This window comes from Algoriphagus formosus, from assembly GCF_002807035.1.
GTDB classification, from domain to species: domain Bacteria; phylum Bacteroidota; class Bacteroidia; order Cytophagales; family Cyclobacteriaceae; genus Algoriphagus; species Algoriphagus formosus.
In genome coordinates this window covers 64,045-83,273 of sequence record NZ_NIUC01000003.1, presented here as the reverse complement: position 1 = coordinate 83,273, position 19,229 = coordinate 64,045, and the positions used below count along the sequence as shown (strand labels likewise).

Here is a 19,229-nt window from a genome sequence, read left to right as displayed (position 1 = left end):
CTCTCTAAAACTTCTAAAAAATGGCTGAAAAAGAGAATAAAAACATATCTGAATCATCTCTTATCGGTTTGGTAAGAAAGCTTGAGAAATCAGCCAATATGGGTTTTTGGGAGAAGAATCTGCTCACAGGAGACTACTATTGGTCGGATCAGTTTTATGAGATTTTTGGACTTGATCCTGAAAAAGACAGTCCTAGTGAAAGTTTAAGACTCTCATGTATTCACCAAGAAGACCGAGAAAAGTCAAAGACAGCCTATCAGAACGCCATTGAAACTGGTCAAAGCTTTAAAATAGAAAAACGGATTCTTAGGCCAGATGGAGAAATTAGACACATAGTCTCCGAAAGTCATATAGAAAAAAATGAGGAAGGACTTCCTATCAAGGTCTACGGAATAATAAAAGACATCAGCGCTGAAAAATTCCTTCAGGAAAAAGCAGAGCGAAAAAAAAGAGAGCTACAAAGCTTCTTCAAAAACTCCAAAGACCTTTTAATTGAATTAGATTGGGATGGGGTTATTCAAAATATTTCCGAATCATCTTATCAAAATTTAGGATATCATCCAGATGAGTTGATTGGTAAATACTTGAAAGACCTGGTCTTTCCCGAAGACCTCCCCGAGACCATGCAAGCCGCCCGAAAGGTACGAGCAGGAGAAATTATTTCAATTTTTAAAAATCGATACATCCATAAAAATGGAGGTATTGTCAATCTTGAGTGGTCCATCACGACCGATCCTGAGTACCAACTTCTATTTTTAAGTGCCCGCAATATCAACGAAAAAATAGAATTGGAGAAAGAGACAAAAGGTCTACTCGAAAGACTCAACAGAGCCCAAAAAATCGCAAAGCTTGGATATTGGGAACTTGATGTAAAGAGTGGGAAACTCTTTTGGTCTGACGAAATATATCGGATTTGGGAAATATCAACCGATTTCGAGCCGGACTTCAATTTTTTCAAAAACTCCATCCATCCTGATGATAGAGACGAGTTTTTGGAAGCCCAAGAGCAAACACTTTCAGAATCTGGCAGCTTGGATTTCGTCCATAGAATAATAATGGAAGATGGCCGAGTTAAATATGTCCGGGAAAGAGCAAGTCCTTATATCAATCCAGACTCCGGTCACCGAGTTCTTAGAGGAACAGCGCAGGACATCACGGAAGAAAAACTGATAGAAAACGAGCTGAAATCAAGGAATCACTTCATTGAATCTGCCCTCGAAAATATATCCATAGGAGTGGCTGTGAATGAAATCAGCAGCGGCAAAGCCACTTTTATGAACAATGCCTTCTCGGAAATTTACGGCTGGCCAAAATCAACCATCAAGGACGTAGAATCTTTTTTCAAATCAGCATATCCCGATCCCGAATACCGGGCGAAGATTTCTCAGCAAATCATATCGGATATGCAGTCAGGGGATCCCAGCAGAATGCAGTGGCAGGACATATTCATCACTACTCAGGATGGGAAACAAAGAGTAGTGTCCGCGAAAAACATTCCCATTTTGGATCAGGATTTAATGATATCGACCGTATGGGATGAGACCGACAGGTATTGGGCAGAGCAGACATTGAAAAAAAGCAATGAACGTTTTCACTTAGCTACGGAGGCGATCACAGATGCTATTTTTGACTGGAATATTTTAGGCAAAAAAATCTTTTGGGGAAAAGGATACCACCACCTCTTTGGCTATCCTGAAGAAATGCAATACGTACCGGAGGGCTTCTGGGAGAGTTGCGTCCATCCAGATGATTTACCTCAAATTCTTGAAGACATCCAGAAAGCACGTAAAGATCCAAATGCAAAAAAATGGAAAGGCTCTTATCGTTTTAAGAAAGCTGATGGAACTTATGCATTTGTCAAAGAACAAACTTCCATACAGCGCGACAAGACTGGCAAGCCCATTCGAATTGTCGGTGCCTTACAAGATATCAGCCTAGAAAAGCAGAGGGAAGCCGCGATAGCCCAAAAAACCCTATTCATACAAAAGGCTGCAGAGTGTGCACAAGTGTTCCTTTCTGCAGACAATTGGGAGAACATCATGGATGATGTGCTGAGAATCATGGGAGAAACTATTCGTGCAGATAGAGCTTACTTATTTCGAAAAATTGAAGATAAAAATGGACGGGAATATGTAAGGTTTGATTATGAATGGACCAATGGAAAAGTCAAAGAAGAAATCCAAAATCCAAAATATCATACTATTCCGATCGACGAGCATCCCTTACTGATCCAGGATGCTTCAGTCAAAAAACCATTTACTTTATTATTGAAAGATGCTAAGGACCATACCAGACAAATCATGGAGGACCAGGATATCCTATCCATGCTTAATGTTTCGGTTTATGTACATGGAGAATACTTCGCCCATGTCGGGTTCGATTGTTATTTTGAAGATCGCGAGTGGACTGAGGAAGAAAAGAATTTCGTCCAATCTATCATAAACAACCTCACCGTTGCTATTGAAAGGCAAGAGACGATGACCCAGCTCGCTGAGGCCTTAGAAAACAACATCAACATCCTAGAAAGTATCGGAGAGGCCTTTTATTCATTAGATGACAGGTTCCGATTCACTTATTGGAACTACCGAGCAGAAAAGCTGACTGGACTGAAAAGTGACGTCGTCTTAAATAAAACTATATGGGAAGTCTTTGGGGAAGCTATTCACCCTGACTTTGCTGAGCATTTAAAGGATGCAATGAAAAGCAAATCCCAGGTAGATTTTGAAATAAAGGACCCTTTCACCAAAGCTTGGCTCGAGATTTCAGTCTACCCTAGAACCGTCGGACTTTCTGTTTTTGTGAGGGACATTTCCGACCGAAAAAAGGCCGAAGAAGAAATTGCCGAATTCAATGAGCGATTTACTATTATTTCCAATACTTCACACGATGCTATTTGGGATTGGAATATACAGACTGGTGAACATTACTGGGGAATAGGCTTCAATAAGTTGTTAGGCCAGGATGTGGCAGGTCTTCAGCACGATCATGATATATGGCTAGAATCCATTCATCCTGAAGACGTTATCAGTGTGAAAGAAAACCTGAATAAGGTCCTGAAGGACCCAGAAAAAACAATATTTGAATCTGAATACCGCATCATCAATCAAAACAAGACTTTTTATGTAGTAGACCGGGGTACTATTATCCGAGATTCGAAAGGTAAAGCTGTGAGAATGGTAGGGGCTATCCAAGATATCAGCCACAGAAAGCGATATGAAGAATCCCTGAAAGCACTCAATCAACAATTGATGACCTCAAATAGGGAACTAGAGAATTCTAATAGGGAACTGGAGCAGTTCGCCTATGTCGCTTCTCATGATTTGCAGGAGCCATTAAGAATGATTTCCAGCTTCCTAGGTTTGATTGAAAAGAAGTATGACGACATTCTTGATGAAAAAGGCAAACAATACATCTCCTTTGCTGTAGATGGAGCCAAACGTATGCGAAGCATTATATTGGATTTGCTGGATTTCTCCAGACTCAAGGAAGCTACGGAATCCAAAAAATGGATCCAAATGCCTCAAATCATAAAAGAAGTGCTGCTTTTGAATAAAAAACTCATAAGTGAATCGGGCGCAAAAATTAAGATAAATAGCTTGCCGTCAGTTTTTGCTCAAGAAAGCGGCCTGATCCAATTATTCAATAATTTGATATCGAATTCGATTAAGTACAAAAGAGACGGGGTAAAGCCTATCATCGATATCTCTGCTGAGGAGGAAGAAAACTACTGGCACTTTAAGCTTAAAGACAATGGAATAGGAATCGATCCAAAGTACCTTGATAAAATTTTTATTATTTTCCAGCGACTTCATGGTAGAGAACAATACCCCGGTTCTGGAATTGGCTTATCGATTTGTAAAAAAATAACCGAAATCCATGGAGGAAAAATATGGGTAGAATCCACACTTGGAGAAGGTTCTACATTCCATTTCACCCTTCAAAAACCCAAAAATGAGTAAAAGCCCTCAGGAAAAAATAATGCAGTTAGTTTATCGTAACCCAAAGACAGTTGGGGTATTAATCTGTATACTTTTCCTCATGATTTCTAGCTATGTCACATTCAAGGAGTACCAACTCCGAGTATTAAACGTAGAGCAACAAATTAGTACAGAATTAAATAGACTAAGTGATCAAATCGAGACCTCTCTATCCGATGCCACTGGAGCAATTAAGTCCTTAGCACATTTCAGTCAAAACTACCAAATAGAAAATAATTTCGAATCAGCAGGAGAGACCATTATCGAAAGCCATCCATCAGTCAGCGTTGTCCAAATTTTGGATAGTGGTAAAATCATCGCTACCTATCCCCTCAAAGGAAATGAAGTAGTCATTGGTTATGATATTCTGAAAGATGAAAAAACCAAAGAAGAGGCATTAGAAGCAATTGAAAGAAGGGGTGTGTACTTCGCTGGGCCTATTAATCTCAAGCAAGGTGGGTCTGGGATAGTAGGTAGACTTCCTATTTTTTCTGAGGAAGACAGCACTTTTAAGGGGTTCTCGGCGGGAATAATTTACCTGGACAAACTCTTAGATTCTACCTTTTTGGTGCCCAAAGCACCTAATACTCTATTACAGATAAAAAAAATTGATAGCGGTAAGGAAGGCTTGGATTCCATATTTTTTCAATCTGAATCTGAATTCAAAAATCCAGCAGGGATATCTAAATCAAAATTTATCCCAAACGCAAATTGGGAAATATCCTTAACTCAGATAGAGCCCATCATGCTATGGAATCTGACACCCGTAATATTATTGCGAATAATTTCAGCGGGACTTTTTGGGTTCTTGGCCTATAGTTTTGTACGACAACCAGCACTTTTATCAAAAAGAATAGAAGAGCAATCGCAAGAATTGTTAGCCGCAAACGAACGCTATGAATATGCCACTAGAGCCACTTCTGATGTGATTTGGGATTGGGATTTTGTCACAGGCAAAGTACTTAGAAGCCAAAGTTTTGAACAACATTTTGGTTTTAACCCTGAAGAACAGACAAAAGATCCCAATTTTTGGAATAACCTGATTCACCCAGAGGACAGACCCGAAATCCAAAATAACTTAACAAAGACACTAGAAAGCGACGCGAAATACTGGAAAGCTGAATTCAGAGTCAAAGACAAAGAAGGAAAATACCACTATATCGTTGACAGCGGGTACATCCTGCGAGACGAAAAGGGAAAGGCAATCCGAATGATCGGGGCTATTCAAGAGATCACCGAACGAAAAATGGCGGAACTGGCCCTTGCCAGCGAGAAAGAAAGACTCATAAGAGTGATCGAGGGAACAGAAGCTGGAACATGGGAGTGGAATGTACAGACTGGAGAAACAATTTTTAATGAAGAATGGGCTCGGATTCTGGGATATAAACTGCATGATCTAGAACCCATCAGCATCAAAACCTGGGAAAGCCTTTTACATCCAGAAGACCTTCCAATAGCTCAAAAAGACCTCGAAGATCACTTTTCCGGCAAAACCTCCTTCTATCAAACTGAGATAAGACTAAGACATAAAGAGGGACATTGGGTTTGGGTCTTAGGGAGAGGCAGAGTGATGAGTAAGGCTGATGATGGAAGCCCCTTGTGGATGTTTGGTACACAGATCGATATTTCCGAGAAGAAAGCCAAAGAGGAGGCATTAGAGAGATTAAATAAACAGCTTCAGTCCACTAATTCGGAATTGAAAGCCTTTGCTTCTGTAGCATCACATGATATGCGTGAACCACTCCGAATGATCAGTTCATTTCTGTCACTCCTACAAAAAAAATATGCAGAGAAACTGGATGAAAAAGGGAATCAATACATTGATTTTGCTGTAGGAGGCGCAAAGCGATTAAGCCTGCTTATCGAAGATCTTTTGGAATATTCACGAATAGGTTTCGATTCGAAAAACAAGGAATCAGTAGATACAAATAAAACTATTGAATCAATTATTGAAATCAACAAACAGAGTATCGAAGCCAAAGGAGCTCAAATAAAAGCTGAAAACTTGCCAATTATCCAAGCGATAAGGGTACCTATCCAACAGCTATTCCATAATCTGATTACCAATTCTTTAAAATTTGCGAAGGAAAATAGCACGCCAATTATTTCGATAAAATGTGTTGAATTGGAAAATTTTTGGCAATTTATAGTTGAAGACAATGGAATAGGCATAGAGGAAAAAGAACAAGACAAAATCTTCGAAGTTATGATTCGACTTCATTCCAAGGAAAAATATGAGGGAAGCGGTATGGGATTAGCGATTTGTAAAAAAATTGTAAACCAACATGGTGGGGAGATATGGGTAGAATCCAAAATTGGAGTTGGAACAAAGTTCTTTTTCACAATTGAAAAGACCTAAATCTCTCAGAGCACTAAAAATTAGTATAAAAAGCTTAAGCCCATTACCGGAATAGGATTCAGTAATAGTAAATCAAAGTTATGAGCAAGAGGATGGCTAAAATCTTACTGGTAGAGGACAACGAAGGGGATATTGTTCTGACAATGGAAGCCCTTAAGGATTCGCAATTACCCAATGAGGTCATTATTAAAAAAGACGGTGAAGCAGCCATCTCTTACTTAAGGGAACTGAAAGTATCTCAACCAAATCAGCTCCCGGACTTGATGCTTTTAGATATCAATCTTCCCAAGATGAATGGCCATGAGGTATTGACGGAAATAAAAAGCGATCCAGCACTTAGAAAAATCCCTATTATAGTTTTGACGACCTCCAGTTCGGAAAATGATATACAAGAAGCCTACAGCAAACATGCAAATTGCTACATCACCAAACCTGTCGATGTAAATGATTTTCTTAGAGTAACTTCAAAAATCGAAGAGTTTTGGTTTAATGTAGTCAAACTTCCAACCACCAACTGAGATGCGAAAGGATAACAAACACTATGATTTTTTAGTCGTCGAAGACAATTTGGGGGATTTTGTGCTTATCGAAGAATACCTTTCTGAGTATATCTTAGATGCAGAAGTAGTCCATGCAGATTCATTTGCTTCCGCAAAACAAGAACTTATTACCAAAAAGAATTTTGATCTCATCTTCCTAGACCTTTCTCTTCCTGATCATGCCGGCGTAGATCTTATCAAAGATGTTTTACAACTATCTGAGGGAGTTCCGATCATCGCATTGACTGGTTTTTCGGATTTAGAATTCAGCATACGTTCCTTGGCGCTAGGAATTTCTGATTACCTCTTGAAAGACGAGCTGAACTCTGCTTTTCTTTACAAAAGCCTCATATACGCTATTGAGCGAAACCGGTATATCGAAGAATTGCAAGATTCCCAGCGAAGGTACAGTGAACTCTTTCATTTGAACCCCTCTCCCATGTGGGTTTTTGAACAAAAAACACTTCAATTCCTGGATGTAAATGATGCCGCTGTCAAAAAATATGGATTCTCAGAGGCAGAGTTTTTACAAATGAAACTTTCAGATATCATCTGCAAAGATATTCCGAGATCCAATGTGGACAAATCCATCAATTCACCCCTAAAGCATGAAATTTATATCAATAGAGAAACCCACTATACTAAGTCAAATCAAAAAATCGATGTTCAAATAGAATCCGCTCCAATAGAATACAATGGCGTCGAAGCGAAGATAGTAGTGGTGAACGATATCACAGACCAAATTAGACATATTGCTACGATAGAGGAGCAGAATAAAACTTTCAGGGAGATCGCCTGGATTCAATCCCATGTGGTCAGAGCCCCTCTTTCTAGACTTATGGGACTGATTAATCTACTAGACCTCAAAGACAGTGAAACCTCTGAAGAAAATCTTGAATTGATCAATTATATCAAAAACTCCGCGGAAGAACTGGATCAAATCATCCGGGATATCAGCAAAAAATCTGAGTCAATTCTATCTGATAAATCAGAAAATTGATAACTCTCGTAAAGTCGCAACTCGAAAGACCTAAAACCCATAATAATGAAAGACAAACATATCCTCATCACCGGAGGAGCAAGCGGAATTGGCTTAGCTATGGTTCGTAAATTTGCTGAATCGGGAAGCATCGTCTATTTCATCGATAATAATATCCCCGAAGGCGAACGCGTGATGCATGAGGAAATGGAACGTGGTCATCAGGTTAATTTTTGGCATGCAGATGTGATGGATTTCGATGCCGTCAGTCACCATGTCAAGCGCCACATTGGAAAGCTAGACGTTTTGATCAACAATGCGGGAGTCTCCCATATTGGTAAGGTGGAGAACACATCCATGGAAGACTTCGAAAGATTATTTCAAATCAACGTGAAGGGAATGTTTGTCTGTACCAAAGCAGCCCTTCCAAAGCTGCTCGAAGATGGTGGCGGATCTATTCTAAATCTTTGCTCCGTAGCCGCAACCATGGGGATACCCGATCGCTTTGCCTACAGCATGACAAAAGGGGCAGCACTTTCTATGACTCTGAGCATAGCAAGAGATTATGTGGATAAAGGAATCCGTTGCAACTGTCTATCACCGGGAAGAGTGCACACTCCTTTTGTGGATGATTTTTTGGAAAAAAACTATCCTGGTCAGGAAAAAGAAATGTTTGATAAGCTTGCCGCTACCCAACCCATTGGAAGAATGGCTAGCCCTGAAGAAATCGCCGAATTAGCCTACTTCATCAGCTCTGACGCCGGTGGCTTTGTGACTGGTGCCAATTATAATATTGACGGTGGCTTCTTGAATCTAAAAATGTAACTTGGCTTAGCCAAAATCAAAAACACCCAGTAACTATGAAATTGCTTCGATTTGGACCAATCGGCCAAGAAAAACCCGGAATTCAGACAGCAGACGGTAAAAATTTAGATTGCTCTTCCTTTGGAGAAGATTGGAATGAAAGTTTTTTTGAAAATGAAGGTTTGCACCGGCTCCGTCTCTGGCTCCGCGAAAACCAAAGTAAACTTTCCGAAATCCCGAAAAACGCAAGACTTGGATCACCTATCGCTCGGCCATCCAAAATCATTTGCATAGGTCTCAACTATAGAATGCATGCCGAAGAAGCCGGAATGCCGGTACCAGAAGTACCTATCATTTTTATGAAAGCTACCTCTTCCCTTTGTGGCCCCTATGATCCCATTTTCATCCCTAAAAACTCAACCCAGACTGACTGGGAAGTAGAATTAGCGGTCATTATTGGGAAAAGAGCCAAGTATGTCTCTGTCGAAAATGCCATGGAATACGTGGCGGGATATGCCACCCACAATGATGTGAGTGAACGAGACTTTCAACTCCGGCATGGAGGTCAGTGGGTCAAAGGAAAAAGCGCAGACCATTTTGCACCTCTTGGCCCCTATTTGGTTACAAAGGATGAAATTTCCGATCCTCACAAGCTAAGACTTTGGCTAAAGCTGAACGGAAAAATTGTACAGGACAGTAATACATCTGACTTTATTTTTGACATTCCGACAATCATCGCTCACCTCAGTCAATACATGACCCTACTTCCGGGTGATGTGATTTCCACCGGTACTCCAGCAGGTGTGGGTATGGGTTTAAAACCTAATCCCAGATACTTGGAGCATGGAGATGTGGTGGAATTGGGCATAGATGGTCTTGGAAACTCCCGACAAGTCGCCATGAATGACCCGGAGGCATGAGAATCGACGCTCATCAGCACTTTTGGGAATATGATCCTGCTCGACAAGATTGGATAGACGATAGTATGAAAAGCATTCGAAGGGATTTTAAACCCGGAGATTTGCAGCCATACTTGGAGGAGTTTGGGTTTGAAGGCTGTGTCTCCGTGCAAGCCGAGGAAAGTCTTAGAGAGACAGATTACCTGCTCGATCTAGCCGATCAAAACAACTGGATCAAAGGTGTCGTGGGCTGGACAGATATTGGCTCGAGCCGACTCAACCACGTCCTGGAGCAATATCATGGAAACAAGAAATTGAAGGGCTTTCGGGAAATTCTTCAAGCCAAGCCTCCACAATACATGCTTCGGGAGAATTTCCTTCGTGGAATTAAATCCCTACAAGTAAAGGGATACACCTACGACATCCTGGTATATCCTTGGCATTTGTCTGCTGTTCTAGAATTGGTGACAAAATGTGAGGAACATGCTTTGGTGATAGATCACTTGGCCAAGCCACTAATCAAAGACGGGGAATGGAAAGAGTGGAAGAAAAACCTTCAACCCATTGCCGAACGGGAGTTTGTCTATGCAAAAGTTTCGGGTCTTGCCACTGAGGCCGATTGGAATAATTGGTCAGAAGAAACGCTTATGCCTTACATCGAGATTGCTCTGGAATTATTTGGTCCAAAACGCCTGATGTTTGGGAGTGATTGGCCAGTATCTCAGTTGGCTGGAAGCTATGAGAAAATCCTCCAAGCAGTGGAAAATTTCACCAACAGCCTTTCTTCAGAAGAAAAATCATGGGTGATGGGCAAAACAGCTACGGAGTTTTACAAACTTGAAAAATAAGATGGATCTGCTGCTCAAAGATAAAGTCATACTGATTTCAGGTGGGGCCAAGGGAATCGGGGCTGCCATCTCAAAAGGTCTAATCGAAGAAGGAGGAATTCCTGTCATAATTGACCCCTCACCTGAAGGGGAAGAAATTCTTATGCTTGCGAATGGAAAGGGACTTCACATACCCATTCGACTGGAGCAACCCGAAGATGCAAAAAAGGCCGTTGAATTGACCATCGAAAAATTTGGAAGCATCCAAGGAATCGTAAATAATGCGGGAGCCAATGATGGCGTGGGCCTTGAAAATGGAAGCCCAGAGGCCTTTGCCAAGTCAGTTTCAAAAAACCTTCAACATTACTTTGATTTGGTTCATTTTTCAGTTCCTTTTCTAAAAAAGTCCAAAGGCAGCATCGTCAATATTTCCTCAAAAACTGCCATTACCGGGCAAGGCGGGACTTCCGGATATGTATCTGCAAAAGGAGCACAACTTGCTCTCACCCGGGAATGGGCCGTCGAGCTCCTACCCTATCAGATCCGAGTCAATGCCGTCATTCCTGCTGAAGTAATGACACCTTTGTACGAAAAATGGCTTAGCTCTTTCCCCGATCCAGGTAAAAAACTCCAGGAAATCAGCAATCGAATTCCATTGGGAAAGCGTATGACAACTCCTGAGGAGATTGCTTCGACCGTGCTCTTTCTACTTTCAGAAAAGTCCGCTCATACGACTGGTCAGCATATCTATGTAGATGGCGGATACACACATCTTGACCGAGCCTTATGAGCAATAAACCAGCCATAGTACCCAAAAGACTACTTCTCCCTTTTGTGCTCATCACCTCACTTTTCGCATTGTGGGGATTTGCCAATGATATCACAAACCCGATGGTTGCAGCTTTCAAACGAGTATTGGAGCTCAATAATGTCCAAGCTTCCTGGGTGCAATTGGCTTTTTATGGAGGCTACTTCACCATGGCTCTTCCTGCAGCCTTTTTCATCAAAAAATATTCCTATAAGACCGGAGTCCTTTTGGGTCTCGGCTTGTATGCCTTTGGTGCGCTACTGTTTTATCCCGCAGCATCCTGGGAAAGTTATGGCTTCTTTTTGGCTTCTCTCTATATCCTGACTTTTGGGCTGGCTTTTTTAGAGACTACGGCCAACCCCTACATCCTTTCCATGGGACCGGAAAAAACCGCCACCCAACGACTAAACCTAGCCCAAGCTTTTAACCCCATGGGAGCTTTAGCAGGACTTTTTGTAGCAAAGCAATTCATACTCAACTCGCTTCAATCTAATGAAACGGATGCGGATGGAATGATCATTTACAGTACCCTCGAAGAGTCAGCAAAGGCTGTGATCCGAACCAATGATCTGATGGTCATTCGCAACCCTTATGTCATGCTGGGCTTGGTGGTTTTGGGGATTTTGATTCTGATTGCCTTGGTAAAAATGCCAGAAAACAAGGATAATAAGGGTGAAATTGACTTTTGGCCTACCATGAGAAGACTGTTTTCAAAGCGTACTTTTGTAGAAGGCACCCTTGCCCAAATGTTCTACGTCGGTGCTCAAATCATGGTCTGGACCTACATCTACCAATATGCGGAAGCCTTGGGAATAGATAATGCCTCTGCCGTCAACTTTGGATATGCAGCTTTGATCGTCTTCCTTTTGGGTCGCTGGGTATGCACGGTATTGCTCAGGTTCATTTCCAGTTCAAAGCTACTGAGCATTTTCGCCGTGATGGCTATGCTATTTACACTCGGAGCGATTTTCCTTCCTGACATGCTCGGGCTTTATAGCCTGGTCGCCATTAGTTTTGCCATGTCTTTGATGTTTCCTACCATCTATGGCATTGCTCTGGAAGGTCTGGGTGAAGACTCCAAATTCGCAGCAGCATTTTTGGTCATGGCCATCGTAGGAGGTGCGATCATGCCTACTTTGCAAGGTATGATTTTGGACTTGGGTGGCAGTGGCTATTCTGACATAGAGATTCTGGGAGTACCCGAAGTCAACTTTTCATTCATTCTTCCATTTATGTGCTTTTTAATGGTTTGGCTTTTTTCAGTCCGTGTGAAATCTATTTCCAAAACATAAACCCATGCAAACATTCGTTTTGATCTGCGATCTGAAGGATGAGCCTGAGGCAATTGAAGCATACGATACATGCCATCAAGCCGTCTCTGAGCCTATTTTAGAAAGTATTCGAGAAGCTGGAATTTTACAAATGTCCATTTATCGATGGAAAAATCGTCTGACCATGATCATGAAGACCGATGGTGAATTTACTTTCGAAAAAAAAGCCGCACTAGATAATGCCAATCCAAAAGTGCAGGAATGGGAAGCTTTTGTCGGACAATACCAAAGCAACCTCCCCGGAACACCTCCCAACTGGCGATGGGCTTTGATGGATCAAATTTTTGAATTTAAAGCTGAAGAAAGACCCTGAAATCGATCCTACCTCAAGTAGGCATGGATTACATCCCAACCTTCTTAAGGGACAAGTTATGACCATTGAAAATCGAAATAAAAACAGATGAAACATTATTTAATTCTATTCACCCTTTTATTCATATCTCTGGCTGGTTTTTCACAAAACCATATCATCCCCTTGTGGGAGAACACTCCTCCTTTGCAAAAGGAAATGAACCTTCAAGAAGAGGCGATTCAGGAAGGAATTCTTAGGATTTCCAATGTGCAAATTCCGACCATTGAAGTATATCTTCCCACCAAACAAATTGCCACCGGGAAAGCTGTTTTGATTTTTCCAGGAGGAGGCTATGGGATTCTTGCTTATGATTGGGAAGGTACTGATTTTGCCAAATGGCTCAACTCCCAGGGAATTGCCGGAATAGTCGTCAAGTATAGACTTCCCATCTCTAAGTCCTTGACTGATCCCAAAGAAGTACCGCTGCTAGACGCACAGCGGGCTTTGAGACTAGTCAGACACCAGGCTGAAGAATGGAACATAGATCCGAATCAAATCGGAATAATGGGTTTCTCAGCAGGAGGTCACTTAGCCTCCACCTTAAGCACGCAATATGCTCATCAGTTGGATCGCGAGCTTGATTCCATTGACTTGCTTTCCGCCAGACCTGATTTTTCGATTTTGGTCTACCCGGTTATTACCTTCAATGAGCGATTTACCCATGGTGGTTCCAAAAAGAATCTTTTGGGAGAAAATCCTGATCCTGATCTTGTCACACGTTTTTCAAATGAGTTGAATGTAGACGAAAACACCCCGCCTACCTTTTTGATCCACGCACAGGATGATCAAGCAGTTCCACTGGAAAACAGCATCCTCTACTATCAAGCGCTCCACGCTGCTGGAGTAGAAGCTTCCTTGCATATCTATCCAAAAGGCGGTCATGGATTTGCTTTTGGCATGGGAAGAGGCGCAGTAGCAAACTGGCGGGAAGTTCTTTTAGACTGGATCAATAATTTGAATTGAGATGCCGATCAAAGTAATTGCCTTCGACGCGGATGATACACTTTGGGTAAATGAACCCTTTTTCCGTGAAGCTGAGGAGAAATTCTGTTCGCTTCTGGAAGATTTTATGCCCGCACATGCCATTCTGAAAGAGCTGTATCGAACAGAAATTGAAAATTTGGCTCTTTATGGCTATGGAATCAAAGGCTTCATGCTTTCGATGATCGAAACAGCCATGCGCATTTCAGACCAAAAAGTCCCCGTTTCATTGGTAGAAAAAATCCTTTCCATAGGCCAAGAAATGCTTCAAAAGCCCGTGGAACTCCTACCGGGAGTAGAAGAGGTCCTCACTTCCTTAAACGGTGACTACCGAATGGTCCTCGCAACAAAGGGAGACTTGGTTGATCAAGAGCGAAAGCTAAACAAATCAGGTTTGGAGAAATATTTCCATCACATTGAGATCATGAGCGAAAAGCGGGTGGAAGATTTTGCCAAATTGATTAGGCATTTGGATGTAAGTCCAGAGGACTTTTTAATGCTTGGAAACAGTCTGAAATCAGATATCCTGCCGGTTCTGGAATTAGGGGCTTATGCTATTCACATTCCTTTTCATGTGACCTGGATTCATGAGCAAGTGGATCATGAAATTTCCCACGAGCGATTCCATACGGTAGAAAACATAAGTTTAGCAACAGAGGTGATTCGGGGAATCTAGACTTACGTGGCAAAAAGGAAGAGATAAATTCAAAAAGTTTCCTATTTTTTGAATGTCATTTACGATTATAAGTTCATGACCACTATCTTACTTTGGACTTTTTATGCTAAAACCCAACCCCTATGTCCGCTCGATTCCTTATAATCTTATTCATCTCTTTATTATTACTAGCCGCTTGTAATGAGCAAGCAAATACCATTCGGCTGAATTCAGAAAACCTAATAATTGAAATTGGTCCGAAGGGAGAATTAAGTGGTATTATCAGCACCATTAGTCAAAAGGAATATCTTCCTGAAGGGCAAAATTTCAGCTTGATCAGGTTGAAAACCGGAGATGGTATAATTTTTCCTCGAACTGTAAAGAAGGAAAATCAGCAATTGACCTTTGAATTTGAAAGTGACTTGCAGGTCATTATCCAGGTGGAAGAGAAAAAATCACATATCACTTTCGAGGTTGTAAAGGCAAATCGAATAGACCAAATTGAATGGCTTTCTTGGGGTCCCATCCCTACTACAATAAATCAAACAATCGGAGAAACTATTGGAGTGGTCCGGAGCGAAGACTTTGCTATTGGTATCCAGGCCTTGAATCCAAAAACTTTAGGCGGATATCCTTGGCAAGAAAATGATGCCACTCCTGAAATCGATATTTTTGAGCAAGATGACTTTTCAGATTTAGACGAAAAGGGCAAAAGAATGGTCCTCTACCGGGTGGAAGCTGCCAAACCGGAGGAATTTGGATCTACTCTTCAGGCATACACCAGAAATCGACAGAAAGAACGCGTAGTGCCCAATTTAAATCATGAACGATTTCTTTCGCCAACATTTGAAGATGGGGGAATTATTGGATCCAAAATTGCCTTGTTTGGAAGTCCAAAAGAACAAACCTTAGAAACCATCGGCAAAATAGAGCTAGCGGAGTCACTTCCTCATCCAATGATTGATGGAGAATGGGGCAAAACCTCTAAAAGTGCCTCTTCTGCTTACTTGATCTATAATTTCTCCGAAAAAACAATTGAAAAAGCCATTGCGCTTGTCAAAAAAGCAGGGCTGAATTATTTATATCATGACGGCCCATTCAAAAATTGGGGGCACTTTGAACTAGATCCTAAAAGTTTCCCCAATGGTTGGGATGGGTTAAGAGCCTCTGTGGAAAAAGCAGAAAAAAAAGGGGTACATGTGGGTGTTCACACGCTATCCAATTTCATCACCACCAATGATCCCTATATCACGCCCATCCCTGATGATCGCTTGGGAATAGTAGGCTATACTGAATTGGCGACATCCATCGATGAAAATCAAACAGAGATTCCTATCGAGTCGCCTGACTTTTTCAACCAAAATCAAAACAACAACCTAAAAACTGTCAAAATCGGAAAGGAACTTATTCGATATGGATCCGTGACTGATTCAGCACCTTGGAAATTAATCGATTGTGAGCGCGGTGCGTGGGGAACAGAAAAGGCATCACATATGAAAAGAGATCAGGTCAGCAAGCTTGCGGACCATGCTTATAAAGTTTTTCTAACAAACCCTGAGCTGAGTATAGAGGTAGCCGAAAGATTAGCAGAACTATATAACTATACTGGTCTTCGGCAAATCTCCTTCGATGGGCTAGAGGGAAATCGCTCCACAGGAATGGGCAATTATGGAGAAATTCTTTTCACCACTACCTGGTGGAACAATCTCTCTGAGGAAATCAAATCACATTTGATCACAGATGCCAGTAGGACAACCCATTACTTTTGGCACATCTACTCCAGAATGAACTGGGGGGAGCCTTGGTATGCGGGATTCCGTGAAAGTCAAACAGAATACCGCTTAAAAAACCAAGCTTATTTCCAACGAAACCTAATGCCAGGAATGTTGGGTTGGTTCAGTATGCGCTCCAATACCACTGTTGAAGACATTGAATGGATGTTGGCTAGATCCGCAGCCTTCGATGCAGGTTATGCCTTTGTGGTTCGAGAGGAAGCCCTTCAAGTGAACGGACAAGTTGATCAAATTTTCCAACAAATTGGAGATTGGGAAAAGCTTCGGATGGCTGATGCCTTTAGCGAGGATCAGAAGGAACGAATGAAAGACATCAACAATGAATTTCATCTCGAACCAACTGGCGAAAACTCCTGGAATCTCCATCAAGTCTTCGTAAGTAGATTTACCCATGAAAAGAAAGTGAGACAGCCAGGTGAACCACTCTACACCGAGTTTTCCTTTTCGAATCCAACTGAAACCACCAAATTTCATTTCATTTTAACTGCAGAGGATGCCACGATTCAATCCATTCAGCTAGAGATTAATAATCGTAGCGAGATCAGCTTGCCCGTAACCTTAGAAAAAGGTCATTCTCTACGCTATGAAGGCAGCGATGAGGTCCACTGGCTAGATGAAAATTTGATAAAGGTTAAATCATTTCCTATCGACTCTTCAAAACTTCAGATCAGACCTGGTGAGCAGAAGCTATCTTTGGATTGCGAGTTTAAAAACCCTGAAGAAAAGCCGGCTTTAAAAGCTGAAATAAGGATTGTTGGTAAAGCAGAACCAATTATACTACAATAAGCTTTTAGCCTACCTTCAGAGAATTTTCTTATTAGATAAAAGGAAAATATCATCTTCATTTTCAAAAAGAATTGAAAATTCCATCATGAATACAACTCAAAGTTTTTAGAAGAATACTCGAAAAGCTATTCACCCTTCCTCAATTTCTTCATCGCCACTTCCACTTGGGACAAGGGATATCCTCCCAAAATCCCACGAAAAGTTCCATTTGGATGAATGACCACAAAACTTCCGCAGGGATATGGATATCGAAAAAACTGCTTTTCGAATATGTTCTCCGGATCCGGTTGCCAGAGAATTTTTCCTTGATATTTCTCCAAACCACTTGGGTTAGCATAAAGGTAAACTGGCTCTGTCGCTTCAAATTTTGAAGCCCATTTGAGGAGAGTTTTATGTTCCTTCTGAAAAGAATTGGCATTATTTCCCTGACCGGAGGAGTTACACTCATCCTTGCCGGGATAATAAATAACCAGCAACATCTTTCCTTCCTGAAACACTCTCTCATTTCCTGTCTTCTGAAAAAAAATCGCAGGATCGTCCAAAAGTCCAACTGGCATGCGGTGAACGAGCATTTTACCTCCAGTACCATCGGGAATCCCAAAATAGGGACCTTCCAAAATCTGCTTTTCAAAATACTCACGACTGATCTCCCGACCCAATTCATCCTTGTAGCCGGTTTGGGCAAAAGAAGAGCTTAGAGCCACGAGGATTATTCCAATCAAACAAATGAAGTGCTTCACATTTAGTACCATTCCTGATGATTATTCGAAAAAATATACCACTAGCATTTGACAGGTTGTATTACCCAAATTAACGGGATTGTGCTCTAATCTTCCGTCAAAAAGCATAGAGTCACCTGCTTCGAGTTTAATCGATTGATCGCGAAATTACAATTTACCAAGCCTGCCTATATATCCGGAAATCCTATTCAAGTGCACCTTCTCTTCCCATCAATATCAAGCGTTGCTTTCGCTAAGTTAGTGAATGGATAGGTAAAGTACTATTCAGCAAAAGAGAAGAGAATCTATTTATTGAATCATATCATCGATCACTGAGCCGGCTTTATTATCTGGATATTCCAAACCCAGTAGCTTAAACAGCGTTCGGGCTATTTGTGCTGAATTCCACTGTCCTTCAATTTTCATTTCACCTGAAGCCGGAGTATCAGGTCCTATCGCCATCATCCAGATTTCTCCACTTTCGGGTACTGAAGCGCCATGATCTTTCCAAGACGTTTTGGTGATCCCCCGTCCATGGTCTGTAGAAATGATTAAGGTTGTTTTGTCCTTATACTCAGAATCTGATTGAACCCAATCCCAAATCTCCTTGATGTAGGCGTCCGTTTGATGAGCCGACCAAATATATTGATCATACTTGCCTCCATGTGCCCAATCATCCGTCTCTCCATAGGCAATGTACATAACTTTTGGTCTGTGCTTTTTCAAACCTTCCATCGCATAGTGATGGGTAAATGGATCCAGCCGGACACTTCCCCAAGGACCGCGAATCTCTTGCTGTATCCGATTGACTGTTCTTTCTACATCCGTCAGATCATCTCCTTCAGCCAGATCAAAGCCAGCATTGACAGGTACGCCGCTACGCTCTTCATTGATGATATAAGGGAAGACATCCCAAGAACCGAAAGCCATCACCTTACCATTATATTCTGGCATTTGATTGAGATACTCAAGGAAAGTGACATTAGGATTATTGATTTTCGAATTGGAATTGATCCGCTCATCATCCGCAAAGCCAGAAAGAACCTCATTGTATCCGGGATAGGAAAACCACATTTTATTACTATTATCCACTTTGTTTCCAAAAAGCCTGTTTCCGTACAATTGCCCCTCAGCGGCTATGGTGCTCCAAAAGAACGGAAACAGCATCTCACGGCGCTTTTTTGAATCGGTATGCCAGTAATCTGCCAAAAGAGACCCTGGCGTATCAATTAATCCTGTATCATCTACCATTAATGAATCCGCGCCCTTAAAGAGCTCTTGCCACCGCAGACCATCAAAAGTGATCAGAATTACGTTTTCAGTTTTCGTGACTTTTTGTGCATGGGCAATCCCCCACGGGGATATCAAGCAGAATACTAATAAATAAAAGTTTTTTACCATGATGGAAATACAAAAGCCC

The 19,229-nt window shown here is 41.5% G+C and carries 16 protein-coding genes; 13 read left to right on the top strand and 3 right to left on the bottom strand.

Annotation, left to right across the window (positions count from 1 at the left end):
* The first annotated feature begins 20 nt into the window (after nt 1-20).
* From CDH51_RS15790 to CDH51_RS15730, 13 genes are all read left to right on the top strand, one after another.
* Nucleotides 21-3,959 (top strand): PAS domain-containing protein, encoded by a 3,939-nt coding sequence (locus tag CDH51_RS15790; protein ID WP_100629530.1) that lies wholly within the window; start codon nt 21-23, stop codon nt 3,957-3,959.
* Nucleotides 3,952-6,336 (top strand): PAS domain-containing protein, encoded by a 2,385-nt coding sequence (locus CDH51_RS15785; protein WP_100629529.1) that lies wholly within the window; start codon nt 3,952-3,954, stop codon nt 6,334-6,336. The genes CDH51_RS15790 and CDH51_RS15785 overlap by 8 nt, the downstream gene beginning before the upstream one ends.
* 80 nt (nt 6,337-6,416) lie before the next feature.
* Nucleotides 6,417-6,854 carry a response regulator gene (locus CDH51_RS15780; RefSeq protein ID WP_100629528.1) on the top strand — a complete coding sequence of 146 codons (438 nt, stop codon included), beginning with the start codon at nt 6,417-6,419 and terminating at the stop codon, nt 6,852-6,854.
* 1 nt (nt 6,855) lies between these two features.
* Entirely contained in the window at nt 6,856-7,875 is a 1,020-nt protein-coding gene (locus CDH51_RS15775; protein WP_100629527.1) for a response regulator, read from the top strand.
* Between the two features lie 45 nt (nt 7,876-7,920).
* Entirely contained in the window at nt 7,921-8,679 is a 759-nt protein-coding gene (locus tag CDH51_RS15770) for an SDR family NAD(P)-dependent oxidoreductase (protein WP_100629526.1), read from the top strand.
* A gap of 35 nt (nt 8,680-8,714) precedes the next feature.
* Nucleotides 8,715-9,578 (top strand): fumarylacetoacetate hydrolase family protein, encoded by an 864-nt coding sequence (locus CDH51_RS15765; RefSeq protein ID WP_100629525.1) that lies wholly within the window; start codon nt 8,715-8,717, stop codon nt 9,576-9,578.
* The gene (locus CDH51_RS15760; RefSeq protein ID WP_100629524.1) at nt 9,575-10,405 is read left to right on the top strand and encodes an amidohydrolase family protein; all 831 of its coding nucleotides are present in this window, start codon (nt 9,575-9,577) and stop codon (nt 10,403-10,405) included. Before CDH51_RS15765 ends, CDH51_RS15760 begins: the two co-directional genes overlap by 4 nt.
* A gap of 1 nt (nt 10,406) precedes the next feature.
* Nucleotides 10,407-11,174 (top strand): L-fucose dehydrogenase, encoded by a 768-nt coding sequence (locus CDH51_RS15755; protein ID WP_100629523.1) that lies wholly within the window; start codon nt 10,407-10,409, stop codon nt 11,172-11,174.
* The gene (gene fucP, locus CDH51_RS15750) at nt 11,171-12,484 is read left to right on the top strand and encodes an L-fucose:H+ symporter permease (RefSeq protein WP_100629522.1); all 1,314 of its coding nucleotides are present in this window, start codon (nt 11,171-11,173) and stop codon (nt 12,482-12,484) included. Before CDH51_RS15755 ends, fucP begins: the two co-directional genes overlap by 4 nt.
* A 4-nt stretch (nt 12,485-12,488) precedes the next feature.
* Entirely contained in the window at nt 12,489-12,836 is a 348-nt protein-coding gene (locus CDH51_RS15745) for an L-rhamnose mutarotase (RefSeq protein WP_100629521.1), read from the top strand.
* Nucleotides 12,837-12,923: 87 nt separating this feature from the next.
* Entirely contained in the window at nt 12,924-13,838 is a 915-nt protein-coding gene (locus tag CDH51_RS15740; RefSeq protein ID WP_100629520.1) for an alpha/beta hydrolase, read from the top strand.
* 1 nt (nt 13,839) lies between these two features.
* Nucleotides 13,840-14,532 (top strand): HAD family hydrolase, encoded by a 693-nt coding sequence (locus CDH51_RS15735; protein WP_198514326.1) that lies wholly within the window; start codon nt 13,840-13,842, stop codon nt 14,530-14,532.
* Between the two features lie 122 nt (nt 14,533-14,654).
* The gene (locus tag CDH51_RS15730) at nt 14,655-17,090 is read left to right on the top strand and encodes a hypothetical protein (protein ID WP_100629518.1); all 2,436 of its coding nucleotides are present in this window, start codon (nt 14,655-14,657) and stop codon (nt 17,088-17,090) included.
* A 125-nt stretch (nt 17,091-17,215) separates the two neighbouring features.
* Here CDH51_RS15730 and CDH51_RS15725 read toward each other — a convergent pair whose 3' ends face one another.
* The 3 genes from CDH51_RS15725 to CDH51_RS15715 all read right to left on the bottom strand — a co-directional run bounded on the left by CDH51_RS15725 (nt 17,216) and on the right by CDH51_RS15715 (nt 19,210).
* Entirely contained in the window at nt 17,216-17,842 is a 627-nt protein-coding gene (locus CDH51_RS15725; protein WP_100629517.1) for a hypothetical protein, read from the bottom strand.
* A gap of 9 nt (nt 17,843-17,851) precedes the next feature.
* Nucleotides 17,852-17,962 (bottom strand): cupin domain-containing protein, encoded by a 111-nt coding sequence (locus CDH51_RS15720; protein WP_262494523.1) that lies wholly within the window; start codon nt 17,960-17,962, stop codon nt 17,852-17,854.
* A gap of 156 nt (nt 17,963-18,118) precedes the next feature.
* Entirely contained in the window at nt 18,119-19,210 is a 1,092-nt protein-coding gene (locus CDH51_RS15715; RefSeq protein ID WP_100629516.1) for an alkaline phosphatase family protein, read from the bottom strand.
* Nucleotides 19,211-19,229 lie beyond the last annotated feature (19 nt).